This is a genomic window from Brachybacterium subflavum (genome assembly GCF_009299795.1).
Taxonomy (GTDB): Bacteria; Actinomycetota; Actinomycetes; order Actinomycetales; family Dermabacteraceae; genus Brachybacterium; species Brachybacterium subflavum.
Genome location: NZ_VIGP01000003.1, coordinates 142110 through 163355, shown reverse-complemented (window position 1 = coordinate 163355; position 21246 = coordinate 142110). Strand labels below are relative to the sequence as shown.

General features: G+C 72.4%; 17 protein-coding genes and 3 tRNA genes. 5 read left to right on the top strand and 15 right to left on the bottom strand.

The genetic code is table 11. The annotated features are described in order from the left end of the window. Nucleotides 1-57 precede the first annotated feature (57 nt). Both FHG10_RS07780 and FHG10_RS07775 read left to right on the top strand, forming a co-directional pair. Entirely contained in the window at nucleotides 58-2565 is a 2508-nt protein-coding gene (locus FHG10_RS07780) for an FAD/NAD(P)-binding protein (protein ID WP_193636233.1), read from the top strand. A 39-nt stretch (nucleotides 2566-2604) separates the two neighbouring features. Then, entirely contained in the window at nucleotides 2605-3378 is a 774-nt protein-coding gene (locus FHG10_RS07775) for a Type 1 glutamine amidotransferase-like domain-containing protein (protein ID WP_152352772.1), read from the top strand. A gap of 138 nt (nucleotides 3379-3516) precedes the next feature. Here the strand turns inward: FHG10_RS07775 and FHG10_RS07770 are convergent, their stop codons facing one another. Next, nucleotides 3517-4581: an NAD(P)-dependent alcohol dehydrogenase gene (locus FHG10_RS07770; RefSeq protein WP_152352771.1), complete on the bottom strand. Its 1065-nt coding sequence runs from the start codon at nucleotides 4579-4581 to the stop codon at nucleotides 3517-3519. A 562-nt stretch (nucleotides 4582-5143) separates the two neighbouring features. Between FHG10_RS07770 and FHG10_RS07765 the strand changes: the two genes are divergently transcribed. Beyond that, the gene (locus FHG10_RS07765; protein WP_227488111.1) at nucleotides 5144-7051 is read left to right on the top strand and encodes a potassium transporter Kup; all 1908 of its coding nucleotides are present in this window, start codon (nucleotides 5144-5146) and stop codon (nucleotides 7049-7051) included. Between the two features lie 21 nt (nucleotides 7052-7072). Here the strand turns inward: FHG10_RS07765 and FHG10_RS07760 are convergent, their stop codons facing one another. Continuing rightward, entirely contained in the window at nucleotides 7073-7876 is an 804-nt protein-coding gene (locus tag FHG10_RS07760; RefSeq protein ID WP_152352770.1) for a siderophore-interacting protein, read from the bottom strand. 55 nt (nucleotides 7877-7931) lie between these two features. Next, the gene (gene thiL / locus FHG10_RS07755) at nucleotides 7932-8966 is read right to left on the bottom strand and encodes a thiamine-phosphate kinase (protein ID WP_152352769.1); all 1035 of its coding nucleotides are present in this window, start codon (nucleotides 8964-8966) and stop codon (nucleotides 7932-7934) included. 41 nt (nucleotides 8967-9007) lie between these two features. Between thiL and FHG10_RS07750 the strand changes: the two genes are divergently transcribed. After that, nucleotides 9008-9514, top strand: coding sequence for a DUF3515 family protein (locus FHG10_RS07750; RefSeq protein WP_152352768.1), 507 nt, complete (start codon nucleotides 9008-9010; stop codon nucleotides 9512-9514). 72 nt (nucleotides 9515-9586) lie between these two features. Here the strand turns inward: FHG10_RS07750 and FHG10_RS07745 are convergent, their stop codons facing one another. The 6 genes from FHG10_RS07745 to leuC all read right to left on the bottom strand — a co-directional run bounded on the left by FHG10_RS07745 (nucleotide 9587) and on the right by leuC (nucleotide 16025). After that, nucleotides 9587-10702 carry a D-alanine--D-alanine ligase family protein gene (locus FHG10_RS07745; protein WP_152352767.1) on the bottom strand — a complete coding sequence of 372 codons (1116 nt, stop codon included), beginning with the start codon at nucleotides 10700-10702 and terminating at the stop codon, nucleotides 9587-9589. 14 nt (nucleotides 10703-10716) lie between these two features. Beyond that, complete coding sequence (locus FHG10_RS07740) at nucleotides 10717-11718, bottom strand: NAD(P)H-dependent glycerol-3-phosphate dehydrogenase (RefSeq protein ID WP_152352766.1); 1002 nt, start codon at nucleotides 11716-11718, stop codon at nucleotides 10717-10719. After that, complete coding sequence (locus FHG10_RS07735; RefSeq protein WP_152352765.1) at nucleotides 11715-12377, bottom strand: DUF2867 domain-containing protein; 663 nt, start codon at nucleotides 12375-12377, stop codon at nucleotides 11715-11717. Before FHG10_RS07735 ends, FHG10_RS07740 begins: the two co-directional genes overlap by 4 nt. Before the next feature lie 8 nt (nucleotides 12378-12385). After that, nucleotides 12386-13702, bottom strand: a complete 1317-nt coding sequence (murA, locus tag FHG10_RS07730; protein ID WP_152352764.1) for a UDP-N-acetylglucosamine 1-carboxyvinyltransferase — start codon at nucleotides 13700-13702, stop codon at nucleotides 12386-12388. A gap of 176 nt (nucleotides 13703-13878) precedes the next feature. After that, a complete protein-coding gene (gene leuD / locus FHG10_RS07725; RefSeq protein WP_152352763.1) occupies nucleotides 13879-14484 on the bottom strand; it encodes a 3-isopropylmalate dehydratase small subunit in 606 nt (201 codons plus the stop codon). Between the two features lie 68 nt (nucleotides 14485-14552). Further along, a complete protein-coding gene (gene leuC / locus FHG10_RS07720; RefSeq protein ID WP_227488110.1) occupies nucleotides 14553-16025 on the bottom strand; it encodes a 3-isopropylmalate dehydratase large subunit in 1473 nt (490 codons plus the stop codon). Between the two features lie 226 nt (nucleotides 16026-16251). Between leuC and FHG10_RS07715 the strand changes: the two genes are divergently transcribed. Continuing rightward, nucleotides 16252-16986, top strand: a complete 735-nt coding sequence (locus tag FHG10_RS07715) for an IclR family transcriptional regulator (protein ID WP_152352762.1) — start codon at nucleotides 16252-16254, stop codon at nucleotides 16984-16986. A gap of 290 nt (nucleotides 16987-17276) precedes the next feature. Here FHG10_RS07715 and FHG10_RS07710 read toward each other — a convergent pair. From FHG10_RS07710 to FHG10_RS07685, 6 genes are all read right to left on the bottom strand, one after another. Then, a tRNA-Glu gene (locus FHG10_RS07710) sits at nucleotides 17277-17352 on the bottom strand. Between the two features lie 140 nt (nucleotides 17353-17492). After that, a tRNA-Glu gene (locus FHG10_RS07705) sits at nucleotides 17493-17568 on the bottom strand. A 38-nt stretch (nucleotides 17569-17606) separates the two neighbouring features. After that, nucleotides 17607-17678, bottom strand: a tRNA-Gln gene (locus FHG10_RS07700). A gap of 62 nt (nucleotides 17679-17740) precedes the next feature. Beyond that, nucleotides 17741-18712, bottom strand: coding sequence for an HAD family hydrolase (locus FHG10_RS07695; protein ID WP_193636232.1), 972 nt, complete (start codon nucleotides 18710-18712; stop codon nucleotides 17741-17743). 36 nt (nucleotides 18713-18748) lie between these two features. Continuing rightward, the gene (gltX, locus tag FHG10_RS07690; RefSeq protein ID WP_152352760.1) at nucleotides 18749-20278 is read right to left on the bottom strand and encodes a glutamate--tRNA ligase; all 1530 of its coding nucleotides are present in this window, start codon (nucleotides 20276-20278) and stop codon (nucleotides 18749-18751) included. 114 nt (nucleotides 20279-20392) lie between these two features. Continuing rightward, a complete protein-coding gene (locus FHG10_RS07685) occupies nucleotides 20393-21169 on the bottom strand; it encodes a fumarylacetoacetate hydrolase family protein (RefSeq protein WP_152352759.1) in 777 nt (258 codons plus the stop codon). Nucleotides 21170-21246 lie beyond the last annotated feature (77 nt).

The following is a 21246-nucleotide window of genomic DNA, read 5'->3' as shown; positions in this document are numbered from 1 at the left end:
GTTGTGGCAAGCGGAGACGTCTCGACCGGACACATCACGACACAGAAGGGAGCGCCGATGAGCACGAGCAGCGCACGGATCGTCGTCGTGGGCGCCGGTCCGCGGCCCTCTGGCCTCCTGGAACGCCTCGGCGCGAACGCCGCGGAGTTCGTCGGCGCCCACGTGCGGATCGACCTCGTCGACCCCAGCACGCCGGGTGCGGGACGCATCTGGGACGCGCACGAGAGCCCGCTCCTGCTCATGAACTCCCGCGCGATGGACGTGACGATGTTCACGGACGAGGCATCCAGCATCGACGGCCCCGTCCGCCCCGGCCCCTCCCTCGCGCAGTGGGCCGAGGGCATCCGCGAGGGCGGCATCGCGGCCCCGACGGCCGGCACCGAGCGCCTCGCGGAGATCGAGGCCCTCACTCCCGCGTCCTTCCCGAGCCGCCGCGTGCAGGCGCTCTACCTCGAGTGGGTCTTCGGCCGCGTCCTCGCCGACCTGCCGGAGAGCATCGAGGTGCGTATCCACCGTCGGCTCGCGACCGGCATCGAGCAGCGCGGCGGACCGGCGGGCGCCGCGCCGTCCGGTCCCTCTTGGCGCGTCACGCTCGACGACGGCACCTCGCTCGCGGCGGATCTCGTGCTCGTGACCGTCGGCCACACCGATGCCCGCCCCACCCCGGCGCAGCGGGACCTCCATGACTTCGCCGCCCGCCACGGCTGCGTCTACGCCTCCCCCTCGCACGCCGACGGCGTCGACCTCGCCTCGCTGGCCGCGGGCCAGGACGTGATCCTGCGAGGGATGGGCCTCGGCGCAGTGGACCTCATCGCCCTGCTCGCCGAGGGCCGCGGCGGCAGCTTCTCCGCCGCGCCGCTCGCGGGCGACCCGGACCGGCTCTCGTACGAGCCCTCCGGCAAGGAGCCCGTGCTCTGGCTCGGCTCACGCCGCGGCACGCCCTTCCACTCGAAGGTGCGCGGGGAGGACGTCCCCGCCGGCCCCTCCCAGCTCGCCCACCTGACGCCGGAGGCGCTCGACGCCGCCGAGGACGCCGAGGGGCACGTCGACTTCGAGCGCTCCGTGCTGCCCCTGGTCGCCGCCGAGATCCGCCATGCCGTCCCCGGCGTCGCGCTCGGCCGCACGGACAGCGAGGGCTGGGACCTGCTCACCGCGCTCGACGACCCGCTGGTCGGGCTCTTCGCGAGCGATGGCGCGGCCCCCGACGACGCCGCCGAGGCGCTGCGCCGCACGCGCGACGTGCTCGTCGGCCACATCGAGAGCGACCTGCGCGAGCGCACCGGGGAGGATCCGACGCAGGCCCGCGCGCTCTTCCAGGTGCTGCTGCGCATCACGGGGGCCCTCGCCCGGCTGCTTCCCGCCGAGCGACTCTCCCCCGCCTCGCGCGGCAGCTACCCGGGGCTGTGGCACTCCCTGTTCAGCTTCGTCTGCTCGGGCCCGCCGCCGCGTCGACTGCAGCAGATCCTCGCCCTCGAGCGCGCCGGCCTCCTCCATTTCCTCGGGCCGCGGCTGCAGGTCACGTCCGACGAGGAGACGGGCGAGTTCGTCGCCGAGGGCGCGGGCGGCGCGCGGGTGCGGACCCGCGCGCTCGTGGACGCGTTCCTCCCGGCGCCCACGCTCGAGGGCTCCTCGAACTCCTTCCTGCGCCGCCTCGGCACGGACATCGGGGCGAACGATCCCCATGCGCCGGGCCGACTGCGCACCGACGGCGCGGGCCGGGTGCTCGACGCCGAGGGCGAGGCGGTCCCGGGTCTGTGGGCCGTCGGCCCCGCGACCTCCGAGTTCCCGCTCGGCGCCTTCGCCCGTCCCCGCACCGATGCCCCCGTCTTCCGTCGCAACGACGCCCTCGCCCGCACCCTGCTCGCCGAGGCGGAGGCCGTCGCCGCCGGTGGCCCGAGCACCGATGCCGGCCACCCCGCGCACGACATCGGCATCGTGGGCGCCGGCAAGATCGGCACCGCGATCGCGCGCCAGGCAGTGCGCAGCGGGCTGCACGTGCACGTCGAGACCTCCCGCGACGCCCGCTCGCTGAGCGCGCGCATCCCCGGCGCCGTAGCGGGCCTGCGCACGCCGTCGGCCGGGGAGGTCGTCGTGCTGACCATGCCGTTCCACGCCGTCTTCGACCTCGATCCCGAGCGCCTGCGAGGGGCGGTCGTCGTCGACGCGACCAACCCCTGGGGACCCGAGGACCTCGCGGCGATCGAGCAGGCGCGAGGGCGCTTCGGCGCCGACCTCTCGAGCAGCGAGCTGGTGGCGGCGCACCTGTCCGCGAGCCGCGTCGCCAAGGCCCTGAACCACATCGGCTACCACGACGTCGAGGACCATCCTCGGCCGGCCGGGGCGAGCGATCGCCGCGCCCTCGCGATCGCCTCCGACGACGAGTTCGCGGCCGCCCGGGTCGCGTCGCTCCTGGACCGTCTGGGATACGACGCGGTGCTCGTGGACGGACTGGGCCAGGCCCGCCACCTCGAGCCCGATGGCGCCGTCTTCGGCTCCCACGCCTCCCGCGATGTGCTCACCGCGGCCCTCGAGGCGGCCGACGCCGCCGTGCTCACTGCGGCCTGACCCGGCCCGCGCGTCGCACGGGTCGTGCATGCTGGGCCCATGACCGCCTCGGCACCGACCATCCTCGCGACCAGCGCCGGCTGCGTCCCCCATCCGCGCCTGCGCTTCGCCTTCGGGCCGATGATGCGCCTGGCGACGGAGCTCGCCGCCGAGGACGGATGGCACGACCCGTCCGGCCCGCCGCGCATCTGCAACGTCTCGACGGCCTCCGGCGATGACGCGCGCTTCCAGAGGGACATGGAGGAGGCCGCCCGCGAGGCCGGGTACGCGCTGCACCACCTCTCGCTGTTCTCCACGCCGAACGTCGCGGACATCCCCGCATACCTGCGGTCCTTCGACGTGATCTGGGTGAACGGGGGATCCGTGGTGAACCTGCTCGCAGTGTGGCGGGCCCACGGCCTGGACCGCGTGATGCGGGAGCTGTGGGAGGAGGGCGTCGTGCTCGCGGGCGTCTCCGCGGGCTCGATCTGCTGGCACACGGGCGGGGTCACCGATTCGTTCGGCCCCGAGCTCGCCCCGGTGACCGACGGGCTCGGCCTGCTCCCCTTCGCCAACGGCGTGCACTGCGACACCGAGGAGGCGCGGATGCCGCTGCTGCGCCGGCTCGTGGCCGAGGGCACGCTTGGCGAGACGCTCTGCACCGACGACAGCACAGGATTGCTGTACCGGTTCGAACAGTTGGCAGAGACTGTGAGTGAGAAGGAGGGTGCACGGGTCCGCAGGCTGCGTCGCGACGATGCCGCGGGCGGGCTCATCGAGGAGGACCTGCCCGTGCGCCTGCTCGAGGGGGCCCTCCCTTCCGGATCCGCCTGACGACGGACGCGCGAGGACGGACGAACAGCGGACGGCACCACGGACGACGGACGGGCCCGGCGGCATCCACGTGGATGCCGCCGGGCCCGTCGCTCAGCGTGCATGGGCGGCCGCTCGGCGACCGCCCATCGCGGGATCTCAGACGCCGACCGGGGCGTCCTCGAAGGTCGCGGTGTCGATCACGGCGCGGAAGTAGACCTCGCCGTTGACCACGCGGTCGTACGCGGCGTCGACCTCGTCGACGCCGACCACCTCGATCTGGGCGCCGATGCCGTGCTCGGCGCAGAAGTCGAGCATCTCCTGGGTCTCGGCGATGCCGCCGATGTTGGAGCCCGCGAGCACCTTGCCGCCGCCGATGAGCGCGCCGAAGTGCAGCGGCTGGGCGGCCGGCGGCAGTCCGACGACGGCCATCACGCCGTGCGGCTTGAGCAGGCGCAGGTAGCTGTCGACCGGGATGTCGGCGCTGATCGTGTTGAGGATCAGGTCGAACTCGCCGCGGTGGGCCTCGTAGAAGCCGTCCTCGGTGGTCGCGAGCATCTGGGTCGCTCCCAGGTCGATCGCGAGCTGCTCCTTCTTGCGCGAGCGCGAGAGCACGGTGACCTCGGCGCCCATGGCGGCCGCGATCTGGACGCCCATGTGGCCGAGGCCGCCGAGGCCCAGCACGGCGACCTTCTTGCCCTCGCCGGCGCCCCAGCGGGCGAGCGGGGCGTAGGTCGTGATGCCGGCGCACAGCAGCGGGGCGGCGACGTCGAAGTCGAGGCCGTCGGGGATGCGGCACACGAAGCGCTCGTCGACGACGACCTTCTGCGAGTAGCCGCCCTGGGTGATGGTGCCGTCGACGTCCTTGACGTTGTAGGTGCCGACGCTGCCGTTCAGGCAGTCCTGCTCCTGGCCGTTGAGGCACTGCTCGCACTCGCCGCAGGAGTCGACCATGCAGCCCACGCCGACGCGGTCGCCCACGGAGTACTTCGTGACCTGGTCGCCGACAGCGGAGACGACGCCCGCGATCTCGTGGCCGACGGTGAGCGGGAAGTGCGCCTCGCCCCACTCGTTGCGGATGGTGTGGATGTCGCTGTGGCAGATGCCCGCGGCCTTGATGTCGATGACGACATCGGTGGGTCGGGGGTCGCGACGCTGGATCTCGGCGACCTTGTACGGCTGATCGGGCCCGGTCTTCTGCAGGGCCTTGACGGTGAAGGGCACGGTCGTCTCCTCGGAGCTCGGGTGCGGATGGATGCCCGCCGGGCCGTCCGGAGCGATGCTCCGGCGACGGGTGCGATCTCGAGGACGCACCCTGCGGCGGGCGACCTCTCAAGCGTAGTCCCGCAGGTCCCCGCCCTATCGGCCGACGAGATTCTCCAGACACTCGGGAATCCTCGGCGACTCCGAGCGTCGGCCGCGGCGGGGTGCGGGTGCCGCGCCGCCCGCGCGGCGCGCGCCCGGTGCTCGGATCCCCCATGTGACGCACGGATCGCGCGCGCCGCGGGCGGGCTCTGTGCATCGGACCCCGGCAGTGGCAGGATGTCCGCTCGTGGTCACTGAACCAGGCCGTGCCCCGCATTCTCGCGGGAGCATCACCCCCGCAGCCGCTCCGTCGGCCGAGTCCCCTTCCACGGCAGACGCCCCGAGCACCGAGGCGCCCGGCGCAGACGCCCCGCGCGCGGCCTCATCGGACGCGGATCCCTCCTTGGGCCCTGCTCCGCACATGTCCCCCGGGACCCCCTCGACTCCCCCGCCGGGCGGTCCGCGACGCTCGCGTCGGGCCGTGCTCGATCCCGACGGCCGGCCCCGCCGCCGCCAGGGCGTCGCGACGCTCATGCTCGGCGCCGCGGGCGTCGTGTTCGGCGACATCGGCACGAGCCCCCTGTACTCCCTGCAGACCGTCTTCAGCACGCACCACAACTCCGTGGCCCCCACCGAGCAGGACGTGCTCGGTGTGATCTCGATGATCGTGTGGTGCCTGATCCTCATCGTCACGGTCACCTATGTGGGCGTGATCCTGCGGGCCGACAACCAGGGCGAGGGCGGCATCCTGTCCCTCGCGAATCTCATCCAGCGCAAGCTCGGCAGGCGCTCCGCGCAGGCGTCGATCGCCCTGATCCTCGCGATCGTCGGGGCGACCCTCTTCTACGGCGACTCCGTGATCACCCCGGCGATCTCCGTGCTCAGCGCCTTCGAGGGCCTGGAGGTGGCGAACCCGGCGCTGGGCGCCTGGGTGGTGCCCGCGGCGGTCGTGGTCCTCACCGGGCTCTTCCTCGTGCAGCGGTGGGGCACGGGCGCGATCGGGAAGGCCTTCGGGCCGATCATGGTGTGCTGGTTCCTCGCGATCGCCGCGCTGGGCCTGCCGCACCTGCTCTCGGACCTCTCGATCCTCCGCGCCATCTCCCCCAGCTATGCGATCGTCTTCGCGCTGGACCGGCCCGTCGTCGCGTTCATCGCGATGGGGGCCGTGGTCCTCGCGATCACGGGCGCGGAGGCGCTCTACGCCGACATGGGCCACTTCGGCCGGCGCCCCATCGCGCTCGCGTGGCTGTGCCTGATCCTGCCCTCCCTGCTCATCTGCTACTTCGGGCAGGGCGCGCTGATCCTCTCCGACCCCACGGCGATCGCCAGCCCCTTCTTCCGTCTCGCCCCGTCGTGGGCGCGGATCCCGCTGGTGGTGCTCGCGGCGATGGCGACGGTGATCGCCTCCCAGGCGGTCATCTCCGGTGCGTTCTCCGTCTCCCGGCAGGCGACCCGGCTGGGCCTGCTGCCGCGGCTGAAGGTCCTGCAGACCTCGAAGGTCCACGGCGGACAGATCTACCTGCCGGTGGTGAACCTCTTCCTCTTCCTGGGCGTGCTCACGCTCGTGCTCGCCTTCCGCTCCTCGGAGTCCCTGGCCTCCGCGTACGGGCTCTCGGTGACGGGCACGCTGCTGCTCGAGCTGTCCCTGTTCCTCCTGCTCGCCCTGCGCGTGTGGGGGTGGCCGCTGTGGCGCGTGGTGCTCATGGCCGTGATCGTCGGCGGGCTCGAGCTCGCCCTGTTCGCGGGCAACGTCATCAAGGTCGCCTCGGGCGGCTGGCTGCCCCTGGTCATCGCGGCCGTGCTGCTCGTGGTCATGCTGACGTGGCGGCGCGGGGCGCGCGAGTACTTCGGGCGCCGTCACGCCCTCGAGGGGCCGATCGACGAGTTCGTCCGGGAGATCCGGGAGAAGCATGTCCGACGGGTCCCGGGCCTCGCGGTCTACCCGCACGGCGATCCGTCGACCGTCCCGCTCGCGCTGCGCTCGAACCTCCGTTTCAACCGGATGGTGCATCGCCACGTCGTCATCATCACGATCCGCAACGTGGGGGTCCCGCACGTGCTGCACGATGCCCGCGTGGAGGTCAGCGACCTGGGCGACCCGCACGACGGCATCGTGCACGTCACCTACAAGGTCGGCTTCAACGACTCCCAGGATCTGCCCGCGGCGCTCACGGAGGCCGTGGGCCGCTCCCCCGAGCTGCGGGTGGATCCGAGGAAGGCGATCTACTTCCTGTCCGTGTTCCGCATCGAGCCCGGCGAGGACCGCTGCATGCCTCGCTGGCAGAAGGGCCTGTTCCGTCTGCTCGAGAAGTTCTCCGCGAACAAGACCCATGCCCTGCACCTGCCGCCGGAGCGCACCGTGGTGATGGGCGCCGAAGCCCAGGTGTGAGAGGCTCGGGCCGCCGACGGGTCAGAGGGCGGCCTTGCCGAACCGCCAGTAGCCGGTGAACTCGATGCGCTTCTTGGGCACGTCGTGCGCGACCAGGTGGCGGCGTCCCTCGGCCACGAGCGCCTGCTCTCCGGCGAGGTATGCCTGCAGCTCGGCGCCGCGCGCCGGTCGCAGCTCGCGCAGCGCCTCGAGGGCGAGCACGCCGGGACGGTCGTGCGGGTGGGGGCGCGGGATCCAGCGCACCTCCATGTTCTCCGGGGCCTCGTGGGGCTGCTCGTCGGCCGCCTCGGGGGTCTCGAGGATCGCGGTGCCGCTCGTGCTGCGCGGAAGGTCGCGCAGGATGCCGAGGATCGCGGGCAGCGCGGACTCCTCGCCGACGAGCAGCACGGAGGCGGCGTCGGCCAGGATGTCGAATCCGCGTCCCTGGTCGATCATCATCACCTGTTCGCCCTCGCGCGCTCGGCGCGCCCAGGGACCGGCGATCCCCTCGTCGCCGTGGGAGACGAAGTCGATGTCGAGCTCTCCGTCCTCGGCGCGCAGCTCCCGGATCGTGTAGCTGCGCACGGGCGGACGCTTCCCCGAGCTCGTGGTGAGGTACTTCAGCGCCCCGGCGAGGCCGAAGCCCTCGGGCACGCGCGAATAGTCGGTCCCGCGCTCGGGGTGCGGCAGGAAGAGCCGCACCCACTGGTCGAAGCCGTGGGCGGGGATCGTGGTGATGTCCTCGCCCTCGAGGGTCACGCGGATCATGTGCGGGCTGACCTGCGCGGTGCGTGCCACGCGCGCGAGATGGTGCCCGCGGAAGCGGCGGGCGTCGGTGAACGCCATGGGCGGTGGCCTCCTCGGTTCTTCGGGCCGACGATCGGTCCGTGGTGAGGTGAGCCTATCCGAAGTGATCGAAGCCGAGATCCGCGAGCACTGTGCCGTCGAGCACCACTCCGCTCTCCTCCCCCGGCGCGAGGGCGCGCACGCGGCCGATCCGCCGGAACCCCGGGGGGACCTCGCCCTGCTCGAAGGTCGCGAGGAGGGCATGCTCCTCCCCGCCGCCCAGCACCCACTGCCACGGGTCGGCGCGATCGGTGAGGAGACCCGCGGCCGGTGCGAGAGCGTCGGCATCGGTCGCCAGCACGGAGCCGTCCAGGTCGAGGACGACGCCGCTCGCCCGTGCGATGCGGCCGCCGTCGCGGGCGAGTCCGTCGGACACGTCGAGCATGGCCCGAGCGCGCCCGGGGCATGCCGTCCAGCCCAGGGAGATCTCGGGGTCGGGTGCGTCGTGCCAGGCCACGAGGGCGGCAGGGGTCACGTCGGGGCTCCGGGCGCCGTCGGCGCCGTCGTCCCCGTCGGCCCCACGATCTCCGGCCAGCGCCTCCCCCATGCCCGCGAGGACCAGTGCGAGGCCGGCGGCGGAGCGGCCGATCAGAGGGCTGCCGAGCGCGAGCACCTGGTCGGGCCGGGCTCCGTCCCGACGGACCGGCGCCTGCCCCTCCGGGAGCGCCCCGACCGCGGTGACGGTGATCGAGAGCGCGTCGGCCGCGCCGAGGTCACCGCCCACGACGCTCACGCCCTCGCGTGCGCACCGCTCGGCGAGACCGCGGCTGATGCCCTCGAGCAGCTCCGCGGGCGTCTCGCGCGGAGCGGAGACCGAGACGACGACGGCCTGCGGGCGCGCGCCCATCGCGGCCACGTCGGCGAGGTTCTGCACCGCGGCCTTGTGACCGATCCATTCCGGCCGGGTCGCGGGCAGCAGGAAGTCGTGCCCCTCGGTGAGGGTGTCGGTCGTGATGACCAGCCGCGGGGAGGCCAGACGCACCACGGCCGCGTCGTCCCCGGGACCCAGCTCGACGTCGGAGCCCTGGGCGAGTCCAGGCGTGATCCGCTCCAGCAGGCCGGACTCGGTGAGGTGCTCGATGTGCGTCATGCCCCCAGTCTGCCCGAGGTCAGGCCCGATATCCTCGGGGGATGCGTCGCGCTCTGCCCCGCCTCCCCGCGCTCCCCGCCCTGCTCGCCGGTGCGCTGGTGCTCGGCTGCTCGGCGTGCGCCACGGTGCGCGTGCCCGCGGGCGAGGACGCCGCGGATCCGGCGTGCGCGCAGATCGTGCAGGACGCGCCGGAGCAGCTCGAAGGGCAGTCGCGCCACGCGACCAGCAGCCAGGGCACTCTCGCCTGGGGCAGCGGCGACGAGGCGATCGTGCTGCGCTGCGGCGTCACTCCCCCGGGACCGACCACGCAGATGTGCACGACCCTCACCGACGCCGACGGCACCGACGTCGACTGGATCATCGACGAGGACGGCTCGTCGGACGGGATCGTGCGGTTCACGACCTACGGACGCACCCCGGCGATCGACCTCACGGTGCCGCGCGAGGTCGTCGGCGACCAGGCCTCGGCCGCGGCATTGGACCTCACCGACCTGGTGACGTCGATTCCCGCCGAGCGCCACTGCCTCGGCGCCGACGACGTCCAGTAGTCCCCTCGGTCTTCTCCGCCCCACGGTCCCCGGGCTCCCTCCGGCCCTCGGTCCCTTCGGCTTCGCGGCACCTCAGCGCAGACCGATGCGGCGGGTCCGCGCCTGCTCGAGCAGGTCGCTGATGAGGCTCGTGTAGTCCATGCCCATGTTCTCCCAGAGCACGGGGAACATCGAGGACGGCGTGAAGCCGGGCATCGTGTTGACCTCGTTGACCACGACCTCGCCGGTCCCGGTCACGAAGACGTCCACGCGGCCCAGGCCCTCGAGGCGCAGTGCGGTGAAGGCGCGCGCGGCGACCTCGCGCACGCGGTCTGCGGCGCCCTCCGGAAGGGCCGCGGGCACCTGGATGCTCACGGTCCCCTTGCCGAAGTACTTCGACTCGTAGTCGTAGAAGTCCAGGTCGTCGCCCACGATGACCTCGCCGGGCGCGGTGGTGCGCGGAGCGTCGCCGCCGCGGCCCTGGAGCACTCCGCACTCGACCTCCCGGCCGGTCACGCCCTCCTCGATGAGGATCAGCGGGTCTTCGGCGAAGGCGGTCTTCACGGCGTGCTCGAGCTGCGCGGGGTCGCTCACCTTGGAGACGCCGAGGCTCGAGCCGGCGCGGGCGGGCTTGACGAACCACGGGGCGGCGAGGCGCTCGCGCACGCTCTCGGTGACCTCCCCGGCCCGCTGCGCCCACTCGTCCTCGTGGACGCTGATGGACGGGGCCGACGCGATGCCCGCGGCGTCGAGGGCGGCCTTCGTGGCCGTCTTGTCCATGCAGGTGGCAGAGGCGAGGACGCCGCTGCCCACGTAGGGGATGTCGAGCAGGTCGAGGGCGCCCTGGACCGTGCCGTCCTCGCCGTAGGGGCCGTGCAGCAGGGGGAGCACCGCGTCGACCTCCGCGAGAGGCTCCACGCGGCCGTCGCGGACCACGCGCAGCGGCAGCGGTGCGCCGGGGGTCTTCGTGACAGCGGGCAGGAGCACCTCGTCCCCGTCGGCCGGGACCTCGGGCGGGGTCGCCCCGTGCAGCTGCCAGTCGGCGGGGTCGTCGCTGACGTGCAGCCAGCGCCCCTGGCGGGTGATGCCGATCGCGACGACGTCGTACCGCTCGCGGTCGATCGCGCCGAGGATGCCGCCCGCGGTCACGCAGGAGATGCCGTGCTCGCCGGAGCGGCCGCCGAACAGGAGCGCGATGGTGGAGGTCATGGGGTCGAGAGTAGTCACTCGGGTCGCACGGAGCGTGCGAGCAACGCCGTGGTGACCTGCTCGATCGGGACCCCGTGATCGACGACGTCGACGACGCCGCGGGTGATCGGCATGTCGATCCCGAGCCTGCGGGCGGTCTCGTCCACGGCGCGCGCGGTGGCCACGCCCTCGGCGGTCTGGCCCACCTCGAGCGCCGCCGCGTCGACGTCCAGCCCACGGCCCAGCGCATGGCCCAGGCGGTGGTTCCGCGAGAGCGGGGACGCGCAGGTGGCGACGAGATCGCCCATCCCCGCGAGCCCCGCGAAGGTGCCCGCCTGCCCGCCCACGGCGACGCCGAGGCGGGTGATCTCGGCGAGCCCGCGCGTGATGAGGCTCGCCCGGGCGTTGTCGCCGTAGCCGAGCCCCGCGGCGGCGCCGACGGCGATCGCGATGACGTTCTTGACCGCTCCGGCGACCTCGACGCCGATGACGTCCTGCGAGGTGTACGGGCGGAAGGAGGGTGCGGCGCACCAGGTCGCGACCGTGCGCGCGAGCTGCTCGTCGTGCGCGGCGATGACGCTCGCGCACGGCTGGCGCCGGGCGATCTCCACGGCGAGGTTCGGACCGGAGAGCACAGCGATGCGCTGCGGATCGACGCCTCCGGCCTCGGCGATCACCTGGCTCATGCGCAGGTCGGTGCCGCGCTCGATGCCCTTGGCGAGGGAGAGCACGGGCACTGCGGGCAGCGCGCCGCCTCCCGCGCGCCAGGCGGAGAGGTTCTCGCGGAGGCTCTGAGCGGGCAGGGCCAGGACCACCCCGTCGACCCCGTCGAGCGACTCGCCGATCGCGGAGGTGGCGGTGACGGCGCCGGGCAGGCGGACGTCGCCGAGATACGCGGGGTTGGTCCCGTGATCGCGGATCCCGCGGGCGGTCTCCTCGCGCCGCGCCCAGAGGACGACTTCGCAGCCGGCGTCGGCCAGGACCAGCGAGAAGGTGCTGCCCCAGCTGCCGGCGCCGAGCACGGCGATGCGGGTCATCGGCCCAGGAACCTGCCGCGGCCCAGGGCCCGACGGGGCGCACGGTCGGTGACGGTGCGGGGGCCGGTGGTGCGCGGGCCGAGCGCACGGCGGCGCACGGTCGCCGGTGCACGGCGCGCCAGCGCGTTCACGGCGGCCGCGTGCATCATGCGCCGCGGTGCGAAGGCGATGCGGCCTCGGACCGAGCGGTACTTCACGGCTGTGGTGACCTGCAGCAGCTCACCGCCGGGCAGGAGCGCCACCCCGATCCGCACCGAGAGGTTCTGGTCGTCGTCCTTGATGAGCGCCTCGCTGCCGCGGACCTCGTCGGTCACGTACTGCTTCTCGGGCGGCGGAACCATGTCGAACAGGCGCACGGCCTCGTCGCGCAGGGCGCGCAGGCCGCGCGTGCCCAGCGGAGTGTTCTCGTGGGAGAAGATCGCCTCCGCCCACACGCGCGGGTCCTCGACATCGACCCCGCGGGTGGGGACGATCACCACATCGCAGTAGTCGGGCACGGGGATGTCACGCAGCGCGAGCGAGCTCGCCGCCGCGCTCGTCACCCCGTCGCCGCGATCCTCGGACGCGCGGTCCGCGGTCGAGCGATCCGCTGTCGCCCGATCCGCGGACGCGCGGTCCACGGTCGTGCCCTCGAGGATGTCGTCGTGCTGCTCGCTCATGCGTCCTCTCAGTCCTCCCAGTACTCGGCGCCCAGCGCCGTGAGCTTGTCGCGGAAGGCCTCGTAGCCGCGGTCGATGAGGTCGATGCCGTGGATCGAGCTGACTCCCTCGGCGCCGAGCGCGGCGATGAGGTACGAGAACCCGCCGCGCAGGTCGGGCACGGTGATGTCGGCCCCGTGCAGCTTCTTGGGCCCGGAGATCACGGCCGAGTGGTTGAAGTTGCGCCAGCCGAAGCGGCAGCTCGAGCCGCCCAGGCACTCGCGATAGACCTGGATGCGCGCACCCATGTCGTTCAGCGCCCGGGTGAACCCGAGGCGGTTCTCATAGACCGTCTCGTGGACGATCGAGATGCCCTCGGCCTGGGTGAGCGCGACGACGAGCGGCTGCTGCCAGTCCGTCATGAACCCGGGGTGGACGTCCGTCTCCATGGCGATCGAGCGCAGCGGCTCGTCGGGCCGGAAGAAGCGGATGCCCTCCTCGGTGATGTCGAGCCCGCCGCCGATCCGGCGGAACACGTTGAGGAACGTGGACATCGGCTTCTGCTGGGCGTTGCGCACGAAGACGTCGCCCTTGGTCACGAGCGCCGCGCACGCCCAGCTGGCCGCCTCGATGCGGTCCGGGATCGCCACGTGCTCGTAGCCGCCGAGGCGCTCGACGCCCTCGATGGTGATCGTGCGGTCGGTCTGCAGCGTGATGAGCGCGCCCATCTTCTGCAGGACGGCGATGAGGTCCTCGATCTCCGGCTCCACGGCGGCGTTGGTGAGCTCGGTGAGGCCCTCGGCTCGCACGGCCGTGAGAAGCACCTGCTCGGTCGCGCCGACGCTCGGGTACTCGAGGTGGATCTTCGTGCCCTTGAGCCCGTTCGGCGCGGTGATGTGGATGCCCAGCTCGCGCTTGTCGACGTGCGCGCCGAACTCGCGCAGCACGTCGAGGTGGTAGTTGATGGGCCGGTCGCCGATGCGGCAGCCGCCCAGGTCGGGGATGATCGCCTCGCCCAGGCGGTGCAGCAGCGGACCGCAGAACAGGATCGGGATCCGCGAGCTGCCCGCGTGCGCGTCGATCTCGGTGGCGTGCGCGCGCTCGACGTTCGAGGGGTCCATGCGGATCAGGCCCGCCTCGACGTCCCGCTCGAGCTTCACGCCGTGGACCTTGAGCAGCTCCGCGACGATCTGCACGTCGCGGATGTCGGGCACGGAGCGCAGCAGGCTGGGCTCCTCGCCCAGCAGCGCCGCCACCATCGCCTTGGAGACGAGGTTCTTGGCGCCGCGCACGGTGATGTCACCGGTCAGCGGGCGCCCTCCGCGCACGTGGAATGTCGAGGTCATATCGTCCTTGAAGCGTTCCGGGGACCCCCGGGCGGGGTCCGTCCTCCGATTCCCACAGAGTACCGGAGGGCGATGTGGCGGGGCTGGACGTCGGCCCGGGGGCGCGGGATGCCGCACCCGCCGTCCGAGCGGCCGGAATGGTCCTCTTCACCCCCGGAGGGCGAGGGCTCCGGAGGTCAGTCGACGCTGCGCGCGGGCAGCGTCTTGGGCATCCAGCGCGGGCGCTCCGCCTCGAACGCGGAGATGTCCGCCTCGTGGCGCAGGGTCAGGCCCACGTCGTCCAGGCCCTCCATGAGGCGCCAGCGGGTGTAGTCGTCGACCTCGAAGCGGAACGTCGCGTCGGCCGCATGGACCTGCTGGTTCTCGAGGTCGACGGTGATCTGCGTGCCGGGCGCCTCCTCGAGGATCTTCCAGATCTGCTCGATGTCGTCCTGCGAGAGCTTGGCCGCGACCAGGCCCTGCTTGCCCGCGTTGCCGCGGAAGATCTCGGCGAACCGGCTCGAGAGCACGGCCTTGAAGCCGTAGTCCCGCAGCGCCCAGACGGCGTGCTCGCGGGAGGACCCGGTGCCGAAGTCGGAGCCGGCCACGAGCACCGAGCCGTGGGCATAGGGCTCCTGGTTCAGGATGAAGTCGGGGTCCTTGCGCCAGTTGACGAAGAGGCCGTCGTCGAAGCCGGTCTTGGTGACCCGCTTGAGGTAGACGGCGGGGATGATCTGGTCGGTGTCGACGTTGCTGCGGCGCAGCGGGACGCCGACGCCCGTGTGGGTGGTGAACTTCTCCATGGTTGTTCTCCCTGAAAGATGTGCGTGATCGCTCGTGCGCCGTCGGCCGAGGGGGCTCCTGCTCGCGCTCAGGCGATGCGGAGCCCGCCCGGGAGCGGGATCCGCTCGGCGCGGGGCGGCTCGGCCGCGGGGTCGACGGGATCGAGATCCGACGGGGAGCTCAGGGTCCCGCGCACGGCGGTCGCGGCGGCGACCACCGGGGAGACCAGGTGGGTGCGTCCGCCCTTGCCCTGCCTGCCCTCGAAGTTGCGGTTGGAGGTCGAGGCGCAGCGCTCCCCCGGCGCGAGCTGGTCGGGGTTCATGCCCAGGCACATGGAGCAGCCGGCCTGGCGCCACTCGGCGCCGAAGGCCAGGATCTCCCGGTCCAGACCCTCCTGCTCGGCCTGCAGCTTCACGCGGGCCGAGCCGGGAACCACCATCACGCGCACGTCCGGGTCCTTGCTGCGACCGCGGATGACGTCGACGAAGGCCCGCAGGTCCTCGATGCGCGAGTTCGTGCACGAGCCCATGAACACGGTGTCCACGCGGATGTCCTTGAGCGGCGTGCCGGGGACCAGATCCATGTACTGCAGGGCGCTCTCGGCGCTCGCGCGCGAGGTGTCGTCGGTGAAGTCCTCGGGCGCGGGCACCGCCGCGGACAGCGGCAGACCCTGCCCGGGGTTGGTGCCCCAGGTGACGAACGGCTCGAGCTCGTCGGCGTCGATGACGACCTCCGCGTCGAAGGCCGCGCCCTCGTCGGTGCGCAGCGACCTCCAGTACTCGACGGCCTCGTCCCACAGCTCGCCCTCCGGGGCATGGGGACGGCCCTTGACGTACTCGAAAGTGGTCTCGTCCGGGGCCACCATGCCCGCGCGGGCGCCGGCCTCGATCGACATGTTGCAGATCGTCATCCGGCCCTCCATCGAGAGCGAGCGGATGGCCTCGCCACGATACTCGAGCACATAGCCGGCGCCGCCGCCGGTGCCGATCTTCGCGATGACCGCCAGGATGATGTCCTTGGCGCTCACGCCGGGCTTGAGCGTGCCCTCGACGGTGATCGCCATGGTCTTGAACGGGGCCAGAGGCAGCGTCTGGGTCGCCATCACGTGCTCGACCTCGCTGGTGCCGATGCCGAAGGCCAGGGCCCCGAAGGCGCCGTGCGTGGAGGTGTGCGAGTCGCCGCAGACGACGGTGATGCCCGGCATCGTCAGGCCCAGCTGCGGGCCGACGACGTGCACGATCCCCTGCTCCTTGTCGCCCAGGGAGTGGATGCGCACGCCGAACTCCTCGGCGTTGCGGCGCAGGGTGTCGATCTGGGTGCGGGAGGTGATGTCCGCGATCGGCTTGTCGATATCGACCGTGGGGGTGTTGTGGTCCTCGGTCGCGATCGTCTGGTCCACGCGGCGCAGCTCGCGGCCCTCCTGGCGCAGTCCGTCGAAGGCCTGGGGGCTAGTCACCTCATGGAGGAGCTGGAGGTCGATGTAGAGCAGGTCGGGCTCGCCGTTCTCTCCCCGGCGCACCACATGGTCCTTCCACACCTTCTCCGCGAGCGTGCTCGCCATGGCTCCTCTTCCTTCCCTCGTGATCATCCGGCGTCCGCGCCGGATGAGGTCCGGCGCGATGCCGGGTCGGCCTCTGGTGCGGGCTCGGTGCGGGGCCGACGGGCCCGACGGCCAGGGCCGACGGGGGCGTCGCGCGCACCGGTGCTCGGCCGGAACACAGCAATCGTCGCGAGGGAATTGGTGCTGCGCACTTGCGTCTCAACAAATAAGACGGCAATATCGGAGCATGGACACCACCACGGAGGAGGGCGGGAGCGGCGTCGGCGTGCTCGACAAGGCCGCGACCGTCCTCGGCGCCCTCGAAGCAGGCCCTGCGACCCTCGCCCAGCTCGTCCAGTCCACGGGACTGGCCCGCCCCACGGCCCATCGCCTCGCGGTGGCACTGGAGCATCATCGCCTGGTGGCGCGCGACATGCAGGGTCGTTTCATCCTGGGGCCCCGCCTCGGGGAGCTCTCCGCCGCCGCGGGCGAGGACCGTCTGCTCGCCGCCGCGGGCCCCGTGCTCACCGCGCTGCGCGACCACACGGGCGAGTCCGCCCAGCTCTACCGCCGCCAGGGCGACCACCGCATCTGCGTGGCGAGCGCCGAGCCGCCCATCGGCCTGCGCGACTCCGTACCGCTCGGGTCCACCCTGACGATGAAGGCCGGGTCGGCCGCCCAGATCCTGCTGGCCTGGGAGGAGCCGGACCGCCTGCACAGGGGCCTGCACGGCGCCCGCTTCACCGCGACCATGCTCTCCGCGGTCAGGCGCCGGGGCTGGGCGCAGTCCATCGGTGAGCGCGAAGCGGGCGTCGGCTCCGTCTCGGCGCCGGTGCGCGGACCGGGCGGTCGCGTGATCGCGGCCCTGAGCGTCTCGGGCCCGCTCGAGCGCATCACCCGGCAGCCCGGCCGCCTGCACGCCGCCGCGGTGATCAGCTCCGCCAACCACCTCAGTGAGGTCCTGCGCCGCGCGGGCGGCTGACGCCGGCGGCGGGCCCGGGCCCGGGCCGGGGCCGCCTCCGGAGGTCCGTTCCGGAGCGCCCGCGTCACGGAGCGGCCTATGCGCGACATCCGCGCAATATATGACGTACGTGTCCGCTGGGGGCCGTCGCGTGACGCGGGGGCGCGAGCAGCAGCGGAAGCGCAAGCAGCAGCGGAAGCGCGAGCAGCAGCTGGGGCGCGAGCAGGAGCTGGAAGACCGGCCCGCCGGGCGCACCCACCCCACGCAGAAGGAGCCGACATCCGCGTGGATGCCGGCTCCTTCTGTCCTGCTGGTACCCCGTACCGGATTTGAACCGGTGTTACCGCCGTGAGAGGGCGACGTCCTGGGCCGCTAGACGAACGGGGCCTGCGCCGATCCGGAGACCGGCTGCCGATCCGAGGATCGACGGTCCGGAGCGATGGCCCGACGTGCAGACCATGATTCCGAGGTGCGATCCCGAGGACCGCGAGGCAGGTGCTGGACCTGCCGCAGATCAGAGGATCTGCTGGTACCCCGTACCGGATTTGAACCGGTGTTACCGCCGTGAGAGGGCGACGTCCTGGGCCGCTAGACGAACGGGGCGCGGACTTCGAACTCCTCGCCTGAACGAGGGTGAAGCGCTGGGGTACCAGGACTCGAACCTAGAATAACGGTACCAGAAACCGTCGTGTTGCCGATTACACCATACCCCAAGGTCAGAGCACCTTTCCGAGGACCGGGGTCCGCGGTGCGGGTGCCGCAACGAGATAGAACATTACCCGGTCCGCGTGCCCGTCGGCAAAGCGATCGCGGCCGCGACCCCTGTGAGGTCTCCCACCTCGCAGTATCTGCGCTGGTCAACGCCTGGTTCTCGGTGCCCGAGGCACCGTTCGTCGCCGGGGCGCCTGAGAAGCACGCCACGAAGGCCTGCGAGTGCTGCGGCCTGCGCGTCCACGTCGGGCTCGTCGCCCACGTACGCGGCGCGTGCGGGATCGACGTCGAGCAGGCGGGCGCCCTCGCGGAATACGCGCGGATCGGGCTTGCCGACGCCGAAGGTCTCTACGGTCACGAGCAGCGGGACGACGTCCGCGAGCCCCGCGGACTCGAGCTTGCGCTCCTGCAGGGAGCGGGACGCGTTCGACACCGCTCCCACCGCCACCCCGGCCTCGCGCAGTGCGAGCACGGCGGGTCGGGCATCCTCGAAGGCCGTGCACGCGGGGATCAAGTCCGCGTCGAAGGCGCGGGCGAACGCCTCGTACTCGGTGTCCGAGAAGGAGGCGAGGCCCAGCCAGTGCGCGATCTCGTCGATCCGGGCGTGGCGCTGGACGGCGTAGGGGACCTCGCCCCGCGTGTAGGAGCGGTAGTGGTCCCCCGGATCGGCCGACCAGCGCGCGATGATGGCCCGGTCGTCGATGCACGCCGCCCGGTCGTCGACGCCCGTCGCGTGATCGTCGGAGCCCGTCGCGTGATCGTCGGAGCCCGTCGCGTGATCGTCGGAGCCCGAGGCGAGCTCCGAGCCCCGAGCCCGCGTGGACGCGCCGTGCCGCGCCCTCAGCATCGGGATCAGAGACCGGCCGAGGGCGCGGGCGAAGGCGGAGGCCGTGTCGACGAGCGTGTGGTCGATGTCCAGGAGCACGGCCTCGACCCCTGCCAGGTGCTCGGAGAGATGCGTCGGAGCGGGAGCCGGCCCGTCGGCCGACGCACTCCGCTCCTCCGCGCCCGCCGAGCTCTCACCCTCACCACTCACTCCGCATCTGCCCCCGACGCCCACGGAACCTGACGCTCAGGCGAGCCCGGCGAAGACCTCGCGGCCCGCGCGCAGCCGGGCGAGGGAGGAGTCGCGACCCAGCAGCTCCATGGACTCGAACAGCGGCGGCGAGATGCGTCGGCCGGAGATCGCGGAGCGCAGCGGCCCGAAGGCGAGACGCGGCTTGATGCCCATGTCCTCCACGATCGCGGCGCGCAGCGCCTCCTCGAGGCGGGCGGCGGTGAAGTCCTCCTCGGAGATCGCCTCGACCTCCGTGATCGCACGGTCCACGACCGCGGCGGGATCCTCGCCCATCTTCTTCAGGGCGTCCTCGGCGATGGTGAGGTCCGCGTCGTCGAGGAAGAGGAAGCGGAGCATGTCCGGGGCCTCGCCGAGCAGGTTCATGCGCGGCTGGACCAGCGGGGTCGCCGCGGCGAGCAGCTCGTGCTCGTGCTCGGTGATCGGGTCCGAGACGACGCCGGCCTTCTGCAGGTACGGGACCATGCGCTCGGTGAACTCGACCGGATCCAGCAGGCGCATGTGGTCCGCGTTGATGGCAGTGGCCTTCTTGAAGTCCACGTGCGCGGGGTTCGGGTTCACGTCGCTCGCGTCGAAGCGCTCGACCATCTGCTCGCGCGTGAAGACGTCCTGGTCGGCGCTGAAGCCCCAGCCGAGGAGCGCCAGGTAGTTCACCATGCCCTCGGGCAGGAATCCCTGGTCGCGGTAGTTGAAGAGGTTGGACTCGGGGTCGCGCTTGGAGAGCTTCTTGTTGCCCTCGCCGAGCACGTACGGGAGGTGTCCGAAGCGCGGGATCGCGGTCGCGACGCCCACCTCGATGAGCGCGCGGTACAGGGCGATCTGGCGGGGCGTCGAGGACAGCAGGTCCTCGCCCCGCAGCACGTGGGTGACGCCCATGAGGGCGTCGTCCACGGGATTGACCAGCGTGTACAGCGGCTGGCCGTTCCCGCGCACCACCACGAAGTCCGGGGTCGACCCTGCCTTGAAGGTGATCTCGCCGCGCACCATGTCCTCGAAGGTGATGTCCTCGTCGGGCATGCGCAGGCGCCACACCGGCTGGCGGCCCTCGGCGCGGTAGGCGGCCTTCTGCTCCTCGGTGAGGTCGCGGTCGAAGCCGTCGTAGCCCAGCTGCGGGTCGCGCCCGGCGGCGAGGTGGCGCGCCTTGGTCTCCTCGGCGCTCGAGTAGGACTCGTAGATGACGCCGGCGTCCTTGAGCTTGGCGATCACACCCTCGTAGATCTCGCCGCGCTGGGACTGGCGGTAGGGGCCGTCGGGCCCGCCCACCTCGACGCCCTCGTCCCAGTCGATGCCGAGCCAGCGCATCGCGTCGAGCAGCTGGTGGTAGGACTCCTCGCTGTCGCGCGCGGCGTCCGTGTCCTCGATGCGGAAGATGAGCGAGCCGCCGTGGCGGCGCGCGTGCGCCCAGTTGTACAGGGCGGTGCGGACCATGCCCACGTGCGGCGTGCCGGTGGGGCTCGGGCAGAAGCGCACGCGGATGTCGGCGCCGGTGGCCTCTGTGGTCGGTGCGGTGGCGGGGGCGTGGGTCACGCGGATGGTCTCCTTCGGGATGCCGCGGGGCGGCGGACGGGTGGGGTCGGGCGGGTGCGGGTGCGAGGGCGTAAGCGGGCCGACGGGGCGGGACGGGCGCTGCCCGCCGCCCGATCAGCGGCGGACGACGGGGTTGGTGAGCGTGCCGACTCCCTCGATGGTCACGTCGATGACGCTCCCCGCGCCCACCGAGCGCACGCCCGCGGGCGTGCCGGTGAGGATGACGTCGCCGGGCAGCAGGGTGGTCACGCGGGAGATCTCCGCGACCAGCTCGGGCACGCTGCGGAGCATGTCGGCGGTGGTGCCGTCCTGCGCGAGGTCCCCGTCGACCGTCGAGCCGATCGCGAGGGCCGCGGGGTCGACGTCGGTCTCGATCCAGGGTCCGAGCGGGCAGGAGGTGTCGAAGGCCTTGGCGCGGAACCACTGGTTCTCGGCGCGCTGGGCGTCGCGGGCGGTGAGGTCGTTCGCGCAGGTGTATCCCAGGATCACGTCGGAGGCCTGCTCGGCGTCGATGTCCTTGGCCATGCGCTGGATGACGACGGCTAGCTCGGCCTCGAGGCTGACCTCGGTGCTGTAGGCGGGCAGGACGATGGGCTCGTCTGGGCCGATGACGGCGGTGTTGGGCTTGAGGAAGTAGAGCGCCTGCTCGGGGACCTCGGTGCCCATCTCCGCGGCGTGCGCGGCGTAGTTCTTGCCGACGCACACCACCTTCGAGCGCGGGATCACCGGTGCCAGCAGGCGCACGTCGGCGAGCGGATGCCGCTTCCCGCTGGGCCGGATCTCGGTGTACAGGGGGTCTCCGGTGATGCCGTAGACGTACTCCGTGCCGTCCTTCTCCTGGACGATGCCGAAGCTGGGGTCGTCACCGGTGGTGTATCGGGCGATGCGCATGGCTCCCAGTCTAGGGCCGACGGAACGGGCGGGTCCGCCGCGCTCCCGGGCGCACGGCGGATCCCGCGCCCCGGGGC